Consider the following 18,163-nt stretch of genomic DNA (forward strand, 5'->3'; position numbering starts at 1 on the left):
ACGGCTGGCGGCACGCCGCACAGCCGTTATGGCTTACTCGTCGAGGATCGGCGCAAAGCCGCCGTAAATCATCCGTTTACCGTCGAAAGGCATGCTTTCCCCCATCTCCTTCATCCGGGGATCGGCCATCATCTTCGCATTGGCCGCGTCCCGGGCCTCTTTCGACGGGTACTCAATCCAGCTGAATACCACCGCTTCATTCTCTTCCGCTTTGACCGCCATGCGGAAGTCCGTGAGCTTGCCGTCAGGCACGTCGTCTGCCCAGCACTCCACTACGCGAGTTGCCCCAAACTCCTTAAATAACGGAGCAGCCTTTGCCGCAAGCGCGAGATATTCCTCCTTTTTGTCCACCGGAACGGCAACGACAAAACCATCAACATACTTCATGAGAGAATCTCCGAAGTGAACGGCGCGGCCAGCGGTTCTGACCGCGTCCGGCGTTGATAAGTTTAGTCGCGGCCCCAGCTGAACGCATAGCGCAGACGACGTTCGGGCAGCAGGAATTCCGGCGCAACGCTCGGGCTCCAGGAATCATCCCCGCCAACCCCCATATGAAACGCATCCAGATTCAGCCAGCAGCCCTCTTCTTCGCGCAGCAGATGATTATGGGTCGTTTCGCGGAGCTGCTGCTGGCCGTAGCGGCTAAGACCGAAGTGGAAATTGCCCTGCCAGCAGTTTGTGCCATAGCGCAGCTCACGCGTGTCGCAGCGCAGGCCATTTTCCGTTGGGAAAATGTAAGGTGTGTGCATCCCTTCAAGCGGCACAGTCCAGCGCCCGTGACGGACAGATAGCTTACGATCCGGGTAGTTTTCATGCGGTCCAAGCCCCAGCCAGGATGCAGAAGGAGCCACTTCCGCAAGCTGGCAGCAAATGCCAATCCGCGGCGGCTCGGGTATATCCGCGGCCACGGTAACCTCGATATCCGCATGCAGCATGCCGTGCCCGTCAATGCGCCAACGCTTGTCGGAAATAAACAGCACCCTTTGCTGATGCTTCCAGGCGTGGCGGGTCACGATCGTCACGCTATCGTCCTGAGTTTGCGCTTCACAGTGCAGTAAAGTCGCCGTCATGTCATACAGCCCCGCCGCTTTCCAGCGCTCCACCCAGGCATTGGGATCAATGCGGGTCGCTTCGCTCACGCCAATATCGTTATCGAGCGGCGCGCGGGTAAAGTTATCCAGCACCGGCGACAGCAGCCCCGGCTGTTCGTTGCGCCACCACTGCTCCAGATGCCCGCTTTCACGGCTGAAATCCCAGCGCTGATTACCATGGCTAACGGTAAAGGTTGCGTCATTGGCGTTAAGGAGCGGAGCGTCGCCTGCGGAGGGCCATTCCGGCAACGCCAGCGGGGAAGGCATTCGCCACTGATCCCACGCACAGAGGTGCTGCGCATCGGACCAGGTCGTGGCATCGGTTTGCCACACTTCGACGTTCAGCCAGATTTCGCCTTTGCCAGCGGGTAAAGGGGGTGCCGCCAGCTCAATCGTCTGCGTTCCTTGCGGGAGAATATCGAGCGTGCACTCACCTTCGAGCAGCGTTTCACCGTCACGGGCCAGCCACCAGCGCAGGCGTTCGTTGTCGCTGCGGCGGAACAGGTATTCGCTGACGATGTCAATTTTCAGCGGTGAAGTGGAGAGCAAACGGAACTGGAAGAACTGCTGCGCGCGCTTCGCTTCGAACAGTGCCGGATGCGGCGTGCGATCGGGGAAAACCAGACCATTCATGCAGAACTGGCGATCGTTCGGCGTATCACCAAAGTCGCCGCCGTAGGCCCAGAAGGAGTTACCCTGCTCGTCCGTTTTGCACAGCGCCTGGTCGACCCAGTCCCAGACGAAGCCGCCCTGCAAACGTGGATAGTTACGAAACGCCTGCCAGTATTTTGCAAAGCCGCCAAAGCTGTTGCCCATCGCGTGAGCATATTCGCAAAGGATCAGCGGGCGTGTTTCGCCCGGAAGGCCAATCCACTTGCTGAGCGACCATTTCGGCACCGCCGGGAACGGCTGATCCTGATCGACCCGTGCATACATAGGGCAAATAATGTCGGTGGCTGCGGTGTCTGCCCCGCCGCCTTCGTACTGCACCGGACGCGAAGGATCGGTGGTTTTCAGCCAGCGATAAAGGGCATCGTGATTAGCGCCATGCCCCGACTCGTTGCCGAGCGACCAGATAACGATCGACGGATGGTTGCGATCGCGGGCCACCATGCGCGTGACGCGCTCGCTCATCGCAGGCAGCCACTGTGGATCGTCTGCCAGACGGCCCATCGGCACCATCCCGTGCGTTTCGATATTAGCTTCGTCCACCACGTACAAGCCGTAGCGATCGCACAGCTGGTACCACAGCGGATGATTAGGGTAATGCGAGCAGCGCACCGCGTTGAAATTATTCTGCTTCATCAGCAGAATGTCCTGACGCATGGTGGCTTCATCCACGGCCTGGCCCGCCTGTGGATGGTGCTCGTGACGGTTCACGCCACGGATCAAAAGCGCTTTGCCGTTGAGCGTCAGCAGACCGTTGACGATCGCCACTTTGCGAAACCCTACGTCACAGGCTTCCGTTTCCAGCACCACGCCATCAGCATTGCGCAGGGTTATCGTCAGGCGATAGAGATTCGGTATTTCTGCGCTCCAGAGATCCGGCGATGCTACAGGGATCGCCAGCGCCAGGCGCTCCGCCCAGCTACCGCGCTCGTCGACAATCGCTGAGCCAGGCTTCTGCCGCTGACGACCGACTTCTTTGCCTTCGCGCCACAACACCGCCTCCACTTCTGCGTCAGCAAATCGCTCACCTTCCAGCATGACGTTCAGCTTCAGCACACCGTGAGTAAAATCCTCGTTCAGATCGGTCGTGTGATGGTAATCAGCAATGCGGGTGGCGGGTTTATGCAGCAGAGAAACATCGCGGAAAATGCCGCTCATCCGCCACATATCCTGATCTTCCAGATAGCTGCCGTCACACCAGCGCAGCACCAGCACTGCGAGGCGGTTGCGTCCGGCGACCAGCGCTTGACTTAGATCGAATTCGGCGGGCAGACGGCTGTCCTGGGAATAGCCGATCCACTGACCGTTGCACCATAAATGGAAAGCCGAGTTCACGCCGTCAAAAACGACTCGCGTTTGCCCTTCGTTCAGCCAGCCTGGCGGCACGTCAAACTCGCGGGAATAACAGCCCGTTGGGTTATCGACCGGGACCTGCGGCGGGGTTACGGGAATGGGATAGGTAACGTTGGTGTAAATCGGCGTATCAAAGCCCTGCATCTGCCAGTTTGACGGCACGGGCATTGCCACCGAGTCCGCTAAGTCCTTTTCCAGCCAGATATCCGGCACCGCTTCCGGCGCGTGGAAAAAGCTGAAACGCCACTCGCCGTTGAGCAACAAACGGGAGGCGGAAGCCGCATCGTGCAGGGCCTCCTGCTCATTACGCCAGCTGAACATCGGGGCATGGGCCGCTAAACGGTGCCACTGGGTGACGACCGGGTTCTCCCAGTCACGACGGGCCAGCTGCAGGGCAAGAGCGGAAGGTGCTGCTGTCATCGGTTAATCCTTTTTACGAAGCGCTCACAATTTCATGCAAGCATGAACCGATCGATGGCCGTGGTAAAGGATCCGATCGGCAAGAAGCGAGGAGGATCACAAAGCGATCAGCGTAAACCGAGTTTGTCGGCAAACGCCGCGAGTTCCTGAAGTCGGCTGGCCAGATCGTCCGTGGATTCCGCCCCGGAAACCGCTGTTGATCCACGCACGACTAACGTAACGGGTAACCGCGTCTGGCTCAGCTTTTGCGGGTCATGTTTCCCGATAAGCCAGTCCACGCCCTGTTCACCTGCGGTACGGAACGCCTGACGAACGGTGGTGAGCGGCGGCGTAAACCAGGCGCTGTCGGTAGTGTCATCATAGCCGACGACCGACAGCTGGCGTGGAACGCTGATGCCTTTTTCCGCGCAGGCCCGCAGCACGCCGAGCGCCATCTGGTCGTTCGCCACCAGAATGGCATCAGGTTTCACCGCGCTCGCCAGCAGGCTGTGCGCTTTTTCATAGCCGGACTGCGCGCTCCAGTCACCGCTGGCGACGGCGCACGCTTCAATTCCGGCCTCAGCCAGCGCGTGATGCCAGCCCTGAAGGCGGGCGCGGGCGGAAACAGAACTCTCCGGCCCGGCCAGCAGCGCGATGCGCGAATGCCCCTGCTCCAGCAAATGCGCCACGCCAAGCGTTGCGCCCTGAGCGGGGCTGAAGACAAGGCTGTTGACCTGTGCCTGCTCGCTGACGTCGAGGAACAGCACCGGCAGCGGCGCTGCCAGGTCAGACAAACGCCGTGCCGCATCTTCTTCCAATGGCACGTTCACGATAAGACCATCAACGCGCTGGGCCAGAAGCTCCTGCACCGCTTCCCGGCAGGCCGCTTCCGCATAGTTTGTCACCATGGAGATCAGCACTGCGTAGCCCCGCTCGCTCGCCCGGCTTTTGACGGCAGAAGCAATCTGTGAGGGCGCATGCAGCGCCAAATCAGCGCTCACCAGCCCCAAAGCCAGCTGCCGCTTTCCGGCGAGCAGCTGTGCCCCACGGTTAGGTACATAGTTCAGATCTTCCATCGCCCTCTGCACTTTCTCCCGGGTGCGAGCCGAGACGTGTTCCGCCTGGTTGATCACGCGGGAAACGGTCTGGTAGGAGACGCCCGCCACGCGGGCGACATCATAGAGAGTGATGGCTTTCATTATTCAGTTCCCGAAACACAATGTCCCCAGTGTAACGGAAAAATGGCATCGCGACCGTGAGCGCTTCGCTATTTAGCTTAATACTTTCTCTTTTTTCAGCGGTGATACCGCCGAAGGCTTAACCTGGAACCAGGGCAAACAGAGCTGGATCAGCGGGCCAATGGCCAGCGCATAAACCAGCGTACCGACGCCCACGCTGCCGCCAAGAAAGTACCCAATGACCAGCACGGTGACTTCAATGGTGGTGCGAATAGCGCGAATAGACCAGCCGGTGCGGGCGTGAATGCCGGTCATCAGCCCATCTCGCGGCCCCGGACCAAACCCCGCACCGATGTACATTCCTGTCGCCAGCGCATTGAGCACGACGGCGGCAATGAGCAAGCCACTTTTCAGCCACAGGGAATCGGGCGAACCCAGCACGCTCAGCGTGGCGTTTGCTGCAAGACCAAGCACAATAACGTTACTGATCGTGCCGAGGCCGGGACGCTGGCGAATCGGGATCCACAGCAGCAGCACCAGCGCACCGGTAACAATCATTACCGTGCCGAAATCAGCCGACAGCTGACGACTCACTCCAAGATGAAACACATCCCAGGGATCGACCCCCAGTCCGGCACGGATATACATCGCAATAGAAACCCCGTACAGGCAGAGCCCGACGTACAGTTGCAGCAAACGGCGCAGCATACAAACCTCATATTCAGTTGCTGAAAACCGCATCATCGATAAAAATGGACTGATTATTAATGACCAGTTTTATAAAAGTGGACTGCTATGTCGCTACGTCGCTCCGGAAGTCAGTCTCTGGTGAGCCTGCTGGGCCACTGGCAAGAAAGTACCTCCCGTACCCCGCTCTGGCGCCAGCTCGCCGGGGCGTTACGGCTGCTAATCCTTGACGGGCGCCTGGCGCTCGACAGCCGCCTGCCCGGCGAACGCGAGCTGGCAACGGCGCTGAACGTCAGCCGGACCACCGTCGCCAGCGCCCTTGCTCAGCTCAGGGATGAAGGCTACGTGGTGAGCCGCCACGGCAGCGGCTCGCGGGTGATTCTGCCTGCGCAGCGAGCGCAGGTACCTACGCGAATGAACGCCGTTCAGGCGCTGGATTTATCGACGGCGGCGCTCAGCGCCGGACCGGAAATTCATCAGGCCTACAGTCATGCGCTAAGCAGCATGCCGCAGCATCTCACCAGCACCGGCTATGACCAGCAGGGCCTGCCCGCTTTACGCGAAGCCATCGCCCGGCGCTATACCGCTCGTGGCCTCCGAACGAGTGCGGATGAAATTATGGTGGTTAACGGCGCAGTCAGCGGGCTGGCGCTGATTCTGCGGCTGCTTACCGGGCCTGGCGATCGGGTGGTCGTGGAGAATCCAACCTATCCGCTCGCTATCGCCGCCATCCAGGGTGCATCCTGTCGCCCGGTGGGCGTGTCGCTTCCTGATGAGGGCTGGGACGTGAACGGTCTTGCCGCCGCATTTGCGCAGACCTCTCCGCGGCTGGCCTATCTGATGCCGGATTTTCATAATCCGACCGGCCGCTGTATGGATACGCCAACTCGCCAGCGCATTGCCGACCTCGCCGCAAATACCCGAACCACGCTGGCGATCGATGAAACGATGGTCGACCTCTGGTATAACGCCCCCCCTCCACCGCCGCTGGCTGCTTTTAACCCCGATGCGCCGATAATCACCCTGGGATCAACCGGTAAAAGCTTCTGGGGCGGCCTGCGTTTGGGCTGGATTCGAGCCTCAACGCGTACGCTGGCCTCGCTGGTACAGGCCCGCGACACGATGGATTTAGGCTCTCCACTGCTGGAACAATTGGCAACCCTCTGGCTGCTGAATAACGCCGAAAGTTTCCTGCCGGGCAGACGCAGCATGCTCGCCGCGCGTCGCGATATGTGCAGCGCACTGATGAGCGAATACTTCCCACAGTGGCGTTACATTCAGCCTGACGGCGGACTCTCTTTTTGGGTGGAATTGCCGGACATGGTAGCAACGCAGTTCGCTGCGCGAGCAGAAAGCGTGGGAATTCATCTGGGCACAGGAACGCGTTTTGGCCTGGCCGGAGCGTTCGACCGCTGGCTGAGGCTGCCCTTCACGCTGGATGATGAAGCTCTACGGGTCGCCTTTAAGACGCTACAACCGCTGTGGAATTCCCTGAACGGTCAGCAGAATACTTTGCGTACACGAAAAATTATTTAATAAAATGGCGACGAGCCGATACCGGATATCGGCTCGTCTAATATATCGTCCGTGATGGCATGAGATGATTGTGTCTTTGTTATCGCCGAAGATTATCCCGTTCTCAGGCTTCAGCAATATGACATGACGTTGATGTTTTTATTAATGCTGGCGCGGAATTGGAAATCCCTTTATCGAAATAATGAAACTGTCACCGTCTTTTTTTATTTTCGCGCCGGTCTCACACCACTCTGAGGCAATGCGAAAGAACTCATCGCTGCCGACATTCCAGTTCAGGCGTACATGCTTGACGTATCCGGAGCGGAGCATTTCACAGGCTTCGCCATAGTTACTGGCCGTGGAAAGTTGTTGTTTCATTTTCTCTTCTTCAAAAGTTTTCGCAATGCTTTGATTTCTTTAGGAGTAAGAGGGGATGATTCTTCTTCGGTATGCTGACTGTCTACCTCACCTTCGGATACTCCCGCCTCTGACGCGACTTCAAATGCCAGCTGTAGCAGCTTTTGCGTTGCTGCGCTCAGCGTCTCGTTATGGACTTCCGCATAATGCCGTAATTGCTCTTTCAGATCGCCGTCAATTTTAACATTCAGAACTGCAGTGCTCATAGTCTCGCTTCCCGCGCAATAAATTCAGATAATTAATACACGAACAGCCATTGGCGATCCAGAAATACTTTTCTCATAAAAATAAAACAAATAATTACCCAGATTTATTATCTGCCTAATATATGACAGCCAGATGACAGATATATTTCAATCAGGTGACGAATGATTAATTATTGCTAAAAAAGAAGGTAATGCCTCCAATCAGTAGAACATGTATTTTTCGATGAAAGTGCCAATAACTTTTTCATGAAGCTCAACAAAACGTGAGAAGCTGTTGGTTTTGCGGACCTGCCGTTTGATTCGGGTTCTTAGCGTCAGATTGTTACGCTCAATACGCTGAGTAAAGATTTTATCGGTCTGATGCCCGTCCTTCGGGACTTATCTGGCATAGCGGCCTCAGTCATCGCAGGTTAGCATACCGATGTTGAATGGCACGAGCAGGGCCATTCACCTCAAAACGGCGATGTTTCTCGCTTCGGCATTCAGCGACGTGATAGAGGACACTGGAAAGATTTCACCGAAACGTAAGCAGACAGGCTGAATAACAGTAATTACAGACGTGATAAAGGGGCGACGGCGCGCCCCTGGTAAACCCAATAATCAGGAAACTAATTGAGTGATCATGCCGAACTCATTGAAGATTGACCACTCTTGCTGGATCACCCCGCCCTGAATACGGTATTGGCTAATCCCCACCAAATGCACTTCTTTGCCAGTAGGTTTGCCATAAATCCCGTTACCCAGGTGGGTGCCCTGGGCACTCCAGCGAGTAGAAACCAAATAGCCACTCTGGTCATTGCCCATCCAGTAAACATCATCAACCGAAAAGGTCAGGTCCGGGAACATCGACAGCAGAGACAAAATCCACGACTTGTAGTTGCCCAGCCCCTGGTACACGCGCTCCGTTGGCCCCTGATAGGCAATATTCGGCGAGCAGAAATCAGTCAGAGAACGCAGCATTCTGCGGTTCCAGACGTTCTGATAAAAGGCTTCAATGAAGGCGCGAACATCCAGCTTATTGCCCTGTGGCATTGGCAGCATGGCGGGTTTGCCCTGCCCTGGAACGCGGAAAGGCTCACTCGCCCCAAAATCACGCGCCAGCGGGTTTTCACCATGTTTAGTCATCATGTCGCGTGCCACATCAAACACATTCAGACCGAGCTGCTGAATCAGGCTGGCGGTGTTGTGCATCACGTGCTCATAGAAGATTTCATTTTCCAGCATCACGCAGTTAGCGATACACATAAAACGAACCGGTTTGTTGGTCGGTGCGCCAAACTCACTGAAACCGGTGTTAGTGCCCATGATGTAGCTGCGATGGGACGAGTGAAAGCCCACATTTTCGTCCCCGGCCCAAATCACTTCATCCCCTAAGATGCGAATATCCGGATAAGCATTGAGGGTACGCGCGGTACCTGCCACCACTCGGTCACGCCCAACGTGCAAACCCACATCATCCCACACATTACAGTCATGGCTGTAGGTGTCGTAGATGTAGCCGATATCTCCTTCTTCCCAGATGCGATGGGTGATACGGATAATGTAATCGATGATGTTGACGTACTCTTTGTCAAACCCGCGCATTGGGTGGCGATGCAGGTGAGACGGAGCCTGAGCCAGAAACTTATCTGTGCCGCCGCGTTTATAGCTGTCCCAGGAGATGTTGAAATCAGACGGCATATGCTGCGCGTCCAGCTGTCTTGGCAAACGGTTCAACGAAGAAGGTGATATTTTCTTATCCATTTGATTTTCATTTTTATTATCGGCTTTTACATCATGAGTGCCTTTGCTTTCGCTGATATCGTTGACTACCTGTGGTTTGTTCATCGTACCCTCTTCAATTGGTTTCTGGTGTGATTAACAGTTGTCTTTCAAGCGATTATCTACATCGACTCTTTCAATTCTCAGCCTGCTTACGGCTTAACCACACGTTGACCATTTGTTGACTACGTGTTGTTTAAGTAAAGCTTTTACGTTAAAAACAACTTAAATCAACATAATTATCACAATCAAAATGGTTTTGGTGATCCAACTCACACTAAGGAAATCGAGGGTTGTTGATACGATCATTTTTCCAAACCCACTCCCCACCAGGTTGTTTTTTGCCCTAAAATGTGACTTATGTGTTGCATTTTGTTGTTTTTATCATTAATAATTGTTGTTATCATGTTGTTTTGTTGTTGTGAATTGTGAACTATCGGCAGGGACGGCATGAGAGACAATAGAGAGGCGGCCGGTATGAATAAAATAAGATGAGTATTACCTGCAACATTGCCCGCTATGACTGAGGGGTTTTTATAAAAGATTCGTTCTAATGGGCATAATGACAAATCAGGATGCGAATATGTTTAAACAATTATTCACCCGCCGGGAAATTTACCTTTTCTTTATAATGAGCTTGTTATTTTTTATCTGCATTAATGGTTATGATGCATTTCTTGCTTCCTATATGGTGCAACATGATATCCCACCTGAAATTATTGGTTTAATTATGGGAGCCACAGGTCTGGCGACGGTGTTATTACGTTTCCCATTGAGTGTGGTGTCGGGGACATTGCATAACCGCAAGATTTTTATCCAGCTTAGTCTTATATTGCCGATGATTATGTGGCCTATTGCCTATATCCATACCAATGATATAACCCTCTATATCGCCAAAACCTCATCGGGCATCGCCTCCGCGACCTGGGTGCTTTATAACATCATGTTTATTCGCTATTTCAGTAAGCATGAAGCCCCGGCGGCTGTTGCTCTGCTGGCACTCGCAAGCCCTGTCGGCGTTTTTTTAGGAAATACGCTGTGTGGCATCATCGTGCAGAACTTCCCGCCAAATCTTGGCTTCTTGATCCCAAGCATTGCGGCCTTGGCGGCGCTACTTATCTCTTTGTTCTTAAAGGAACATATCGAAACTCCGGTAAAATCCAGACTGGAAGACTGCTTCAAAAGTGCATGGGGTCAGCTGACCGATCGCACCATTTGGCTGGTGGGGATATTGTGCGCGATTGTGCTACTGGTGCCTTTCGCCACGCGCGATACTCTGACGCCGATTTATATGCTGAAGCTGGGCAATAAGGGCATTTTGATCGCCGCGCTGAGCAACCTTCATTTGTTGTTCTATGCACTGGCCGTCGCGCTGTGCAGCGCCTTCTTCTATCCGCGTTTGGGGTTAGTCAAAACGGCGGTGATGGGTTCTCTGCTACAAGCTATTGCCGCACTGGGTATTCCCATGACGCAAAACTATGTGGCGATTTTCGCCTTTCAGGCACTGGCAGGCTTTTCGTTTGGCATGGCTTTCGCCGTCATGATGTCACTCAGCGTGGTCAATACCACCCCTGAAGAGCAAACCGCACGGATGGGGCTGTTCCAGACTATCTACTCGACGGGAATGTTCTGGGGGCCGGTACTGATGGGGGTCATGTTGAAATACTTCAGCATGCAGGCGGGGTATATGCTGATTGCGGCCCTGTCCTGCATTGCCGCTCTGCTGATTGCCCTGGCGGCAAGGCTGGTTCAACAGAGGACGCCGCGCTACACCATTGAAATTGGAGCAGAAAAAAGGGCTTAACAGTCAGTGGAAAATAATAATGGCCGTGGTGGAACACACCGCGGCCATTTTCACCTGGGGGCAAAAAACCGGATGATTACTCCGCGTCGGCCTTAGCGAAGGTCACGCGCACATTGGCTGGGAACCTGCCTTTTTTGGCAGAAGCGCCTTCATTGGTGGTAAAAAGGTAGTGAATTTTCTCCCAACCGCTGACCAGCGTGGTCGCGTGGTTATGCAGCTTGTGCCCATCCGCCAGAACGACCGTGCGGCTGCTATTTTCAATCATTTGCCGGGCGACTGAGGCTTCATTGATGTCCTGGTCCATCACGCCCACCTCCGCATGGACTGCCCCGGCGCCTATCACGGCATAATCCACAAAGAAGCGTTTGATGTTTTCCAGAGCAATGGCACCGACACATTCAAATTTTGAGCTGATGAACTCGCCGCCTATCAAAATGGTTTTTATGGTGTCATTTTCATGCAGCACATTGGCGATGAGTGGCGAATTGGTAATGACGGTTAGCTCATTGACTTCAACCAGTTGGCGGGTAAATTCCAGTGTGGTACTCCCGAAGTCGACGAAAAGCGAATCGCCGGGTTTAAACAGTGTTACCGCGCTACGGGCAATGGCTTTTTTCTCTGACGCCGCAATTTTTGCGCGCTCATTGAACTCCATTTCGAAAGCAAATTGGCTGCTGACCGCCCCACCGTGGATTTTCTTTATTAGGCGCTGCTCTTCCAGTCTATTCAAATCGCGCCTTATCGTTTCCTGAGAAACCTGAAATATGTCAGCAAGCTCATTCACAAAAACTTGACCATTACTTTTTAGTTTTTCCAGAATGATGGCTCTTCTCTCCGAAGAGCTGACGACTTCAGTATTCATTTATGTTTCCTGATCGCTTTATTTTTTCTCAAGGCAGGACATAGAGAAATGCCCAGCATATTTTCCAGCATGGCAATTATACATTACCAGCATAAACGTCCTTATCCTTTTGTGTAACACTTATCCTGTCCGGACAAATTAAAACACCTCGTAAAAGTGATCTTAGTCACAAATTGTCGCTGCGCCACGCCTTTATGTTGCCTTTATGTGACTTTTATGTGATTTTCAACATAAAAACAACACACAAACAACAATTAAATCACACCATCAAGTGAGAAAGCTATGTTGAACCAGCGTTATGCCGCTATTGACCAGGGAACAACCGGGACACGCGTGGTGGTCTTTTCTGAAGACGGAAAGCACCACTCACCCGCCAGCGTTTCCCATAAACAAATCACACCCAATCCAGGCTGGGTTGAGCACGATCCCCTTGAAATTCTGCGTAACATCCGCAATTGCCTCGGCAGTTGCAACGTGGTTGACGCTATTGGCCTGGCGCATCAAGGGGAGAGCGTCGTCGCGTGGGATTCACGCAGCGGGCAGCCCCTCTACAATGCCATTATCTGGCAAGATCAGCGCACTGAAAACGTCGTCCGCGCCCTGAAGCACGACGGCGTGGAAGAGATGGTCAAAGCCCGCTCTGGCCTGCCCCTGGACACCTATTTCTCAGCCAGCAAATTGGGCTGGATCATGCGCAATGTACCGGGTGCGGAGTCCTTGTCCAGGCAGGGGCGCCTGCGCCTTGGTACCATGGATGCATTCTTCCTGTTTCACCTGTGCGGCGAACATGCGACCGACTACAACTCTGCTTCGCGCACCTCATTGTTTAACATTCATACGCTGAAATGGGACGAAGAACTGTGCCGCCTGTTCGGCGTGCCGATTGATGCGCTGCCGAAAGTCAAAGATAACGTCGGTCACTTTGGCGATGTCACCCTTAATGGCAACACCATGCCGCTGACTGCCTGCATCGTGGACCAATTCGCTGGCACTTATGGTCACGGCTGCCTGTCTGCGGGCCAGATGAAAATCACCTTTGGCACTGGCGCGTTCCTGCAATCCATTACCGGGCATCAAATTCCTGACCCAAAAGACTCCGGGCTGCTGCCCACGCTGTGCTGGAAAATGCCAGGCGAAGCCCCGGTCTATGGGCTTGACGGCGGGGTTTACAATGCCGCTTCCGCCATTAACTGGGCGCGGAAAATCGGCCTGTTTACCGATATCGAAGAGTTCAGCGATTTCCCTACAGAGCCTGCCATCTCACGCGGGCTGGCCTTTGTTCCGGCGTTATCGGGGCTGGGTTGCCCCTATTGGGATCGCTCCGCCGCGGGCCTTTGGGCGGGCCTGTCTCTGGAAACCGAACGCAAAGATATGCTGCAATCCATTCTGGAAGGCATTGCCGTTCGCTCCGCCGAAGTCATTGCCGCTATGGAAAAAGTCGGGCTGGTGGGCAAGTCAATTTCAGTCGATGGCGGGCTGGCAACCAATCTCTATTTCAAGCAATTCCTGGCCAATTTACTGCAAAAAAACATTGTTACCCCGAGCAACAAAGAGATGACGGCTCAGGGCGTAGCAATGCTGGCGCGCCGGGGCTTAGGGGTTGAGCGCGAATTAAAAATCAACAGCCAGTACGAAGTGATTAAACCCTTGGGAAATGACCTGTCGCACCTGTTCCTGCGCTATCAGGACATCATTTCCCGCGCCCGTAATTTGCGTCAGGAATAAGGGGGAACGATGTCGGAAATCGGCAATTTCATTATCTATATCATCATGGCGGGCACGCTACTGGGGGCATTCGCGTCAGTGGTACGCCCCGAAAGCGGGCTTGGCCGTGAGTTCGTCAACGGCATTCACTCCATCGGCCCGGTGTTTTTAGCGCAAGCGGGCATCATGGCGGCGCTCCCCCTGCTGACCCACCTCATCATGCAAACCGTGGGGCCGCTGTTTCAGGCTATGGGGTCAAATGCCGCCATCGCGGCGCTGTCGGTGATTGCCGTCGATATGGGAGGATACCAGCTGGCGAACGCGCTGTCTGCCAACCGGGATATGTGGATCACCGCCATGCTGGTGGGCTATACCTCCGGTGCCAGCATTGTATATCTCATCCCCGTTGGGCTGATTATGCTCAAGAAAGCCGACCATAAGTACCTGGCATTGGGGGCAATGGCTGGGCTGATTAGCATCCCGTTTGGTGTGCTGATTTCCCTGATGGCCATCACCTTTTATAACGTGCCGGTCAGGGAGATTATATCCACCACGTCGTCCATCAATTACGCGCTCACTATCGATTTCTTCACCGCGCTTAAACTGCTGGCTCCGCTGTTTGCTTTCTGTTTCATTCTGGCGATTGGTCTAAAATATTGGCCGATTCTCATGGTTAACGCTTTCCTTATTTTCGGCAAGCTGATAGACGCTTTTATCAAAATCGTCCTCGCGCTTTGCATCATCGAACACTTTACGGGGGTGTTTTCGCGGCTGTTTAGTGGCTGGATTTTCGACCCGCTGTTTGCCGACGAAAAAAGCTTATACCGTTCAATCGAAATCGCCGGTTACATTGGCATCATGCTGGCAGGCACCTTCCCGATTTGCTTCCTGTTCCAAAAATACTGCCAGAAACCAATGCGTTATATCGGGAAAACTCTTCGTCTGACCGACGCTGGCGTGCTGGGGCTTATCATGGTTCTGGCCAATATCATTGCCGTTTACCACCTGTTTCGCGAGATGCGCGCCAGAGACAAAGTGTTATGCATCGCCTTTGGCATCTGCGCGCAGGCCACCCTGGGCGACCATCTGGCGTTCACGGCTAATTTCCAGCCTTCTTTGGTGATCCCCATCATGGCAGGTAAGTTCTTTGCGGGAGTCCTCGCCATTGGCATCGCCATCGTAATTTCCGTGCCAGCTGCCGAGCAGCTGGAAGCAGACACCGCACCGCCCGAACCCGCAGAAGATCTGATCGCCTGAATGGCCTCGATTCTCTCTTTACATCACTACTCCCCCTATAAATATGGAGCCGACACCTCATGAGAAAGATTTTTCTAGCCTGCCCTTATAGCCACGCTGATGCCAATGTCGTCAATCAGCGTTTTGAAGCCTGTAATCAGGTAGCGGCAGCCATTATTGAGTCAGGTAATGCCGTTTTCAGCCAGGTCACCATGTCCCACCCCATTAATCTGGCTTTTCAGCACACAGAGAAAAGCGAAGTTGGCAAACGCTGGGCGCCCGTTGACGCTCTGTTCATGGACGCCATGGAAGAGCTCATCATTATTGACCTGCCGGGCTGGGATAAAAGCGTGGGAATTCAGCGCGAAATTGCCTTCTTCAAACAGCGTGGGCAGCGCGTGAGTCTGTGGTCAGAAAGCCAGAATGAGTTTGTTAATAGCTGAGTGAATTGTTTGAACTGAATTTATTGAATTGAATAAATGGAAAAAGGGGCCAATGGCCCCTTTTGCTTACAGATAAATTCACTTTATCTGGCTTCGATTGAAATACGCAGTGCGCTGTGTTCCGTCACGCCACTCATATCAATGTCCTTAAGCATAATACGGCGTTCAGGCATGCAGCGATAACGGCGGCGATACAGCTCCTTATCGCCATCACGCACCACCACGTCTCCCTTCACCGGGCGCTGCACGCGAATGTTAAAGGTGGCTTTGCTGTCAGTATCATCAAGGCGTACTACGCTCGGGGCCGAAATGCGGATCACCTCGTCGTGCTGTACCGCCACGAATGTCGACGTGTCGCGCACGGACTGCAACGAATGGGCGATAGTCGCGCCAATGCGTATCCCTTCCTGGTAACACTGGTCGCCCATATCGGCGGGGTGAGTCATGTTACCAACGGCGTAATAATTGGCATCCGAGCAGGCGCCGTGCTGATCAAACAGTGGCCGCCCGGTGGTAGCGTCGAACGCCAAATGGCTTTTTCGCACCAGAGTATATTCGCCGGTAAATTTGCCGGTGAAAATCACACTATCGCAGGCCAATGTTTGCTGGGTGCCCTTGCCCGATATCTCAATTCCTTCAACCCGCCCGCTGCCGACAATGCGCGATACGTGGCTGTTCAGGTAAACCGGTACATTAAGCAATTTGGCGAACAGTAAACAGAGACGCCAGGCCGTGGGGCGCGGGCCCTCTTCAACCATCGCCACGGCGCGTACTCCTGCGCTTCTCAGCGTCCAGATGGCGGAGAAGCTCACCAGCTCCGTGCCAACAATCACCGGATGGTTGCCGGGCTTAAGCCCACGCAGATAGACGAATTGCTGCAATGCACCCGCCGTCAGCACACCTTGCGGGCGAACACCGCTGACCAACCTTGGGTGACGTGGCGTTTCCCGGACCCCCGTCGCCAATACGATTTTCCGCGCCCGCAGGGTCTCTATGCCGCCATCTGACGAGATTTCGATCTGCCCATCGGGTAGCAAGGCGGTCACCGTGGTGGCAGTCCGAATCGGATAGTGCACATATTCCAGCAGCTTTTTGGCCCAGGTATGCCCTTTCATTGGCCGCCAAAAGGTCTGCAAACCAAAGGTCGGGTGACGGCAATGCTTTGGCACCCCGCCCGGCTGACTTTCTCGCTCGACCAGCAGCACGTCTTTCACGCCAGCGTCTTGCAATGCTCGCGCCACGCCCAGCCCGGCCGGACCTGCGCCAATGATAATAACGTCATACAACTTGCTCATTTTACCTGCCCCGTGATCAGCGTGTTGTCCATCCGCTCGCCGATGATCTCAGCCACATTGTTGCTACAGAAAAATCCGTTGCAGCGCCCCATCATGACCCGTGTGCGGCGGCGCAACCCGCCAATACAGCCCGGAGGAACAGCAGAATCAAACGCCGCCTCAAGCTCGCGCCGCGTAACCAATTCACAGTGGCAAACCACGCCCCCATTGCCAGAACAGGTGTAGTCGCGCGGCGAGTATTCCGACAGCATCGGCATCGTCGGCCATTCCAATACGGCAGGCGGCGTCAGAGCAAACAGGGCGGGGAAACGCTGGAGGTACTGAGTTTCCAGATGGCTGGCAATACCTAGCGCGGCAGTCAGCCCGGTGGAGCGAATGCCACCGACGGTGATCCACTGTTTCTCGGGATAAGGGCAAATTCGGTACTCTTTCAGCTCAGTCGCCGGGCGCAACCCGGCATAGGTGGCAGTCACGCTGTAGTCGGTCAGAGAAGGCAGGATGCGCTTCCCCTGAGCAATCAGCGATTTCAGTACCTCTTCGTTGACCTCCGCGCGATCGCGGTCGACCTGCTCCTCCGCCGTAGGCCCGAGTAACAGATTGCCAAAGATGGTTTTCGACAGCAAAACGCCCTTACTGCGTGCCGTGGGCACGGGCAGGATAATGGCATTGATTTGCGCGGAGGCCGGTTTGTCGAACACTAAAAATTGGCCTTTGCGCGGTTTGATTTCAAACTCCGGCGTATGCCACAGCGCATCGACATGGTCGCCATGATTTCCCGCGCAGTTGATGACTAACGCCGCGCGATACAACGCACTCTGGGTTCGCAGCGCCCACTGACCATCATTGAATTCGGCACCCAGCACCTCGGCGTTAAAACGATACTGTCCACCGTGCTTCACGGCTTGGGTCATGTAAGCCAGCGGGCTGCTCCAGGGGTCAATAATCCCTTCGCCGGGGACGATAACGCCGCCCAGAGCCCCTGCTGCCAGATGGGGTTCACGCTGGTAAACCTCTTCTGAGGACAGCTGGCGAACATCCAAAACACCATTTTCATGTGCCTGCTGAATGATGCCCGGCAGCGCCGCTAACTGCTCGTCATTCCACGCCACCACGATGGCACCGGTTTCCAGCAGCGGCAGGTTCATTTTTTGGTGAATGGCTTTGTATTCGGCATAACCTGCCTGCATGCAAGCCAGCTCAAGGCTGCCCGGCGGGGCGTCAAAGCCGGTATGAAGAATGGCGCTGTTCGCTTTGCTGGCACCAGAGAGGATATCTTCGCCCTTCTCCAGCAACAGTGTGCGTGCCCCCATTAGCGTGAAACGGCGAAAAACCGCACAACCAATAACTCCGCCACCAATGATGACGACATCAAAATCCTGAGTCTTCTGCTCCATAGAAATTAGCCCATGCCTGAATGATGACCTAATGTCACCACAAAACAACATCAAAAACAACATTAACAATAAAAAAACAACATAAAAACCACAGATGGAAATTAAAATTACAGAAACAAAAAAGCCACCTGCAATGCAGGTGGCTTTTG

General features: G+C 54.4%; 15 protein-coding genes and 1 pseudogene. 5 read left to right on the forward strand and 11 right to left on the reverse strand.

Going from position 1 to position 18,163, the window contains the following annotated elements; genetic code table 11:
• Window positions 1-33: 33 nt before the first annotated feature.
• The 4 genes from AB1287_RS02110 to AB1287_RS02125 all read right to left on the reverse strand — a co-directional run bounded on the left by AB1287_RS02110 (window position 34) and on the right by AB1287_RS02125 (window position 5,398).
• On the reverse strand, window positions 34-387 hold the full coding sequence (locus AB1287_RS02110; RefSeq protein ID WP_435616802.1) for a DUF1428 domain-containing protein: 354 nt from the start codon (window positions 385-387) through the stop codon (window positions 34-36).
• 62 nt (window positions 388-449) lie between these two features.
• Entirely contained in the window at window positions 450-3,533 is a 3,084-nt protein-coding gene (locus tag AB1287_RS02115) for a beta-galactosidase (protein WP_435616803.1), read from the reverse strand.
• Window positions 3,534-3,640: 107 nt separating this feature from the next.
• Complete coding sequence (locus AB1287_RS02120) at window positions 3,641-4,711, reverse strand: LacI family DNA-binding transcriptional regulator (RefSeq protein WP_435616804.1); 1,071 nt, start codon at window positions 4,709-4,711, stop codon at window positions 3,641-3,643.
• Between the two features lie 72 nt (window positions 4,712-4,783).
• Window positions 4,784-5,398, reverse strand: coding sequence for a YitT family protein (locus AB1287_RS02125; RefSeq protein WP_435616805.1), 615 nt, complete (start codon window positions 5,396-5,398; stop codon window positions 4,784-4,786).
• Between the two features lie 87 nt (window positions 5,399-5,485).
• Between AB1287_RS02125 and AB1287_RS02130 the strand changes: the two genes are divergently transcribed.
• Complete coding sequence (locus tag AB1287_RS02130; RefSeq protein WP_435616806.1) at window positions 5,486-6,913, forward strand: PLP-dependent aminotransferase family protein; 1,428 nt, start codon at window positions 5,486-5,488, stop codon at window positions 6,911-6,913.
• Window positions 6,914-7,054: 141 nt separating this feature from the next.
• Here the strand turns inward: AB1287_RS02130 and AB1287_RS02135 are convergent, their stop codons facing one another.
• The 4 genes and pseudogenes from AB1287_RS02135 to AB1287_RS02150 all read right to left on the reverse strand — a co-directional run bounded on the left by AB1287_RS02135 (window position 7,055) and on the right by AB1287_RS02150 (window position 9,342).
• The gene (locus AB1287_RS02135) at window positions 7,055-7,270 is read right to left on the reverse strand and encodes a hypothetical protein (protein ID WP_435616807.1); all 216 of its coding nucleotides are present in this window, start codon (window positions 7,268-7,270) and stop codon (window positions 7,055-7,057) included.
• Complete coding sequence (locus AB1287_RS02140) at window positions 7,267-7,515, reverse strand: hypothetical protein (protein WP_435616808.1); 249 nt, start codon at window positions 7,513-7,515, stop codon at window positions 7,267-7,269. The genes AB1287_RS02135 and AB1287_RS02140 overlap by 4 nt, the downstream gene beginning before the upstream one ends.
• Before the next feature lie 201 nt (window positions 7,516-7,716).
• Window positions 7,717-7,962, reverse strand: a pseudogene (locus AB1287_RS02145) (IS1 family transposase); the annotation flags it as partial.
• 153 nt (window positions 7,963-8,115) lie between these two features.
• Window positions 8,116-9,342 (reverse strand): ester cyclase, encoded by a 1,227-nt coding sequence (locus tag AB1287_RS02150; protein WP_435616809.1) that lies wholly within the window; start codon window positions 9,340-9,342, stop codon window positions 8,116-8,118.
• Between the two features lie 496 nt (window positions 9,343-9,838).
• On the opposite strand from AB1287_RS02150, the gene AB1287_RS02155 reads away from it, so the two are divergent.
• Window positions 9,839-11,080 (forward strand): MFS transporter, encoded by a 1,242-nt coding sequence (locus AB1287_RS02155; RefSeq protein ID WP_435616810.1) that lies wholly within the window; start codon window positions 9,839-9,841, stop codon window positions 11,078-11,080.
• A 76-nt stretch (window positions 11,081-11,156) separates the two neighbouring features.
• Here AB1287_RS02155 and AB1287_RS02160 read toward each other — a convergent pair whose 3' ends face one another.
• Window positions 11,157-11,942: a DeoR/GlpR family DNA-binding transcription regulator gene (locus AB1287_RS02160; RefSeq protein ID WP_312624726.1), complete on the reverse strand. Its 786-nt coding sequence runs from the start codon at window positions 11,940-11,942 to the stop codon at window positions 11,157-11,159.
• A gap of 282 nt (window positions 11,943-12,224) precedes the next feature.
• Between AB1287_RS02160 and AB1287_RS02165 the strand changes: the two genes are divergently transcribed.
• Genes AB1287_RS02165 through AB1287_RS02175 form a run of 3 tightly spaced genes read left to right on the forward strand, consistent with a single transcriptional unit; the run spans window position 12,225 to window position 15,325 of the window.
• A complete protein-coding gene (locus AB1287_RS02165) occupies window positions 12,225-13,667 on the forward strand; it encodes a glycerol kinase (protein WP_435616811.1) in 1,443 nt (480 codons plus the stop codon).
• A gap of 9 nt (window positions 13,668-13,676) precedes the next feature.
• Window positions 13,677-14,903, forward strand: coding sequence for an ethanolamine utilization protein EutH (gene eutH / locus AB1287_RS02170; RefSeq protein ID WP_435616812.1), 1,227 nt, complete (start codon window positions 13,677-13,679; stop codon window positions 14,901-14,903).
• Window positions 14,904-14,962: 59 nt separating this feature from the next.
• The gene (locus AB1287_RS02175) at window positions 14,963-15,325 is read left to right on the forward strand and encodes a DUF1937 family protein (protein WP_435616813.1); all 363 of its coding nucleotides are present in this window, start codon (window positions 14,963-14,965) and stop codon (window positions 15,323-15,325) included.
• An 83-nt stretch (window positions 15,326-15,408) separates the two neighbouring features.
• Here AB1287_RS02175 and AB1287_RS02180 read toward each other — a convergent pair whose 3' ends face one another.
• Window positions 15,409-16,620, reverse strand: coding sequence for an NAD(P)/FAD-dependent oxidoreductase (locus AB1287_RS02180; protein WP_435616814.1), 1,212 nt, complete (start codon window positions 16,618-16,620; stop codon window positions 15,409-15,411).
• Window positions 16,617-18,014 carry an NAD(P)/FAD-dependent oxidoreductase gene (locus AB1287_RS02185; protein ID WP_435616815.1) on the reverse strand — a complete coding sequence of 466 codons (1,398 nt, stop codon included), beginning with the start codon at window positions 18,012-18,014 and terminating at the stop codon, window positions 16,617-16,619. The genes AB1287_RS02180 and AB1287_RS02185 overlap by 4 nt, the downstream gene beginning before the upstream one ends.
• Between the last annotated feature and the right edge of the window lie 149 nt (window positions 18,015-18,163).

Origin of the sequence: Scandinavium sp. UTDF21-P1B, from assembly GCF_040750395.1 — a bacterium.
In the GTDB taxonomy this organism is placed as follows: Bacteria; Pseudomonadota; Gammaproteobacteria; order Enterobacterales; family Enterobacteriaceae; genus Scandinavium.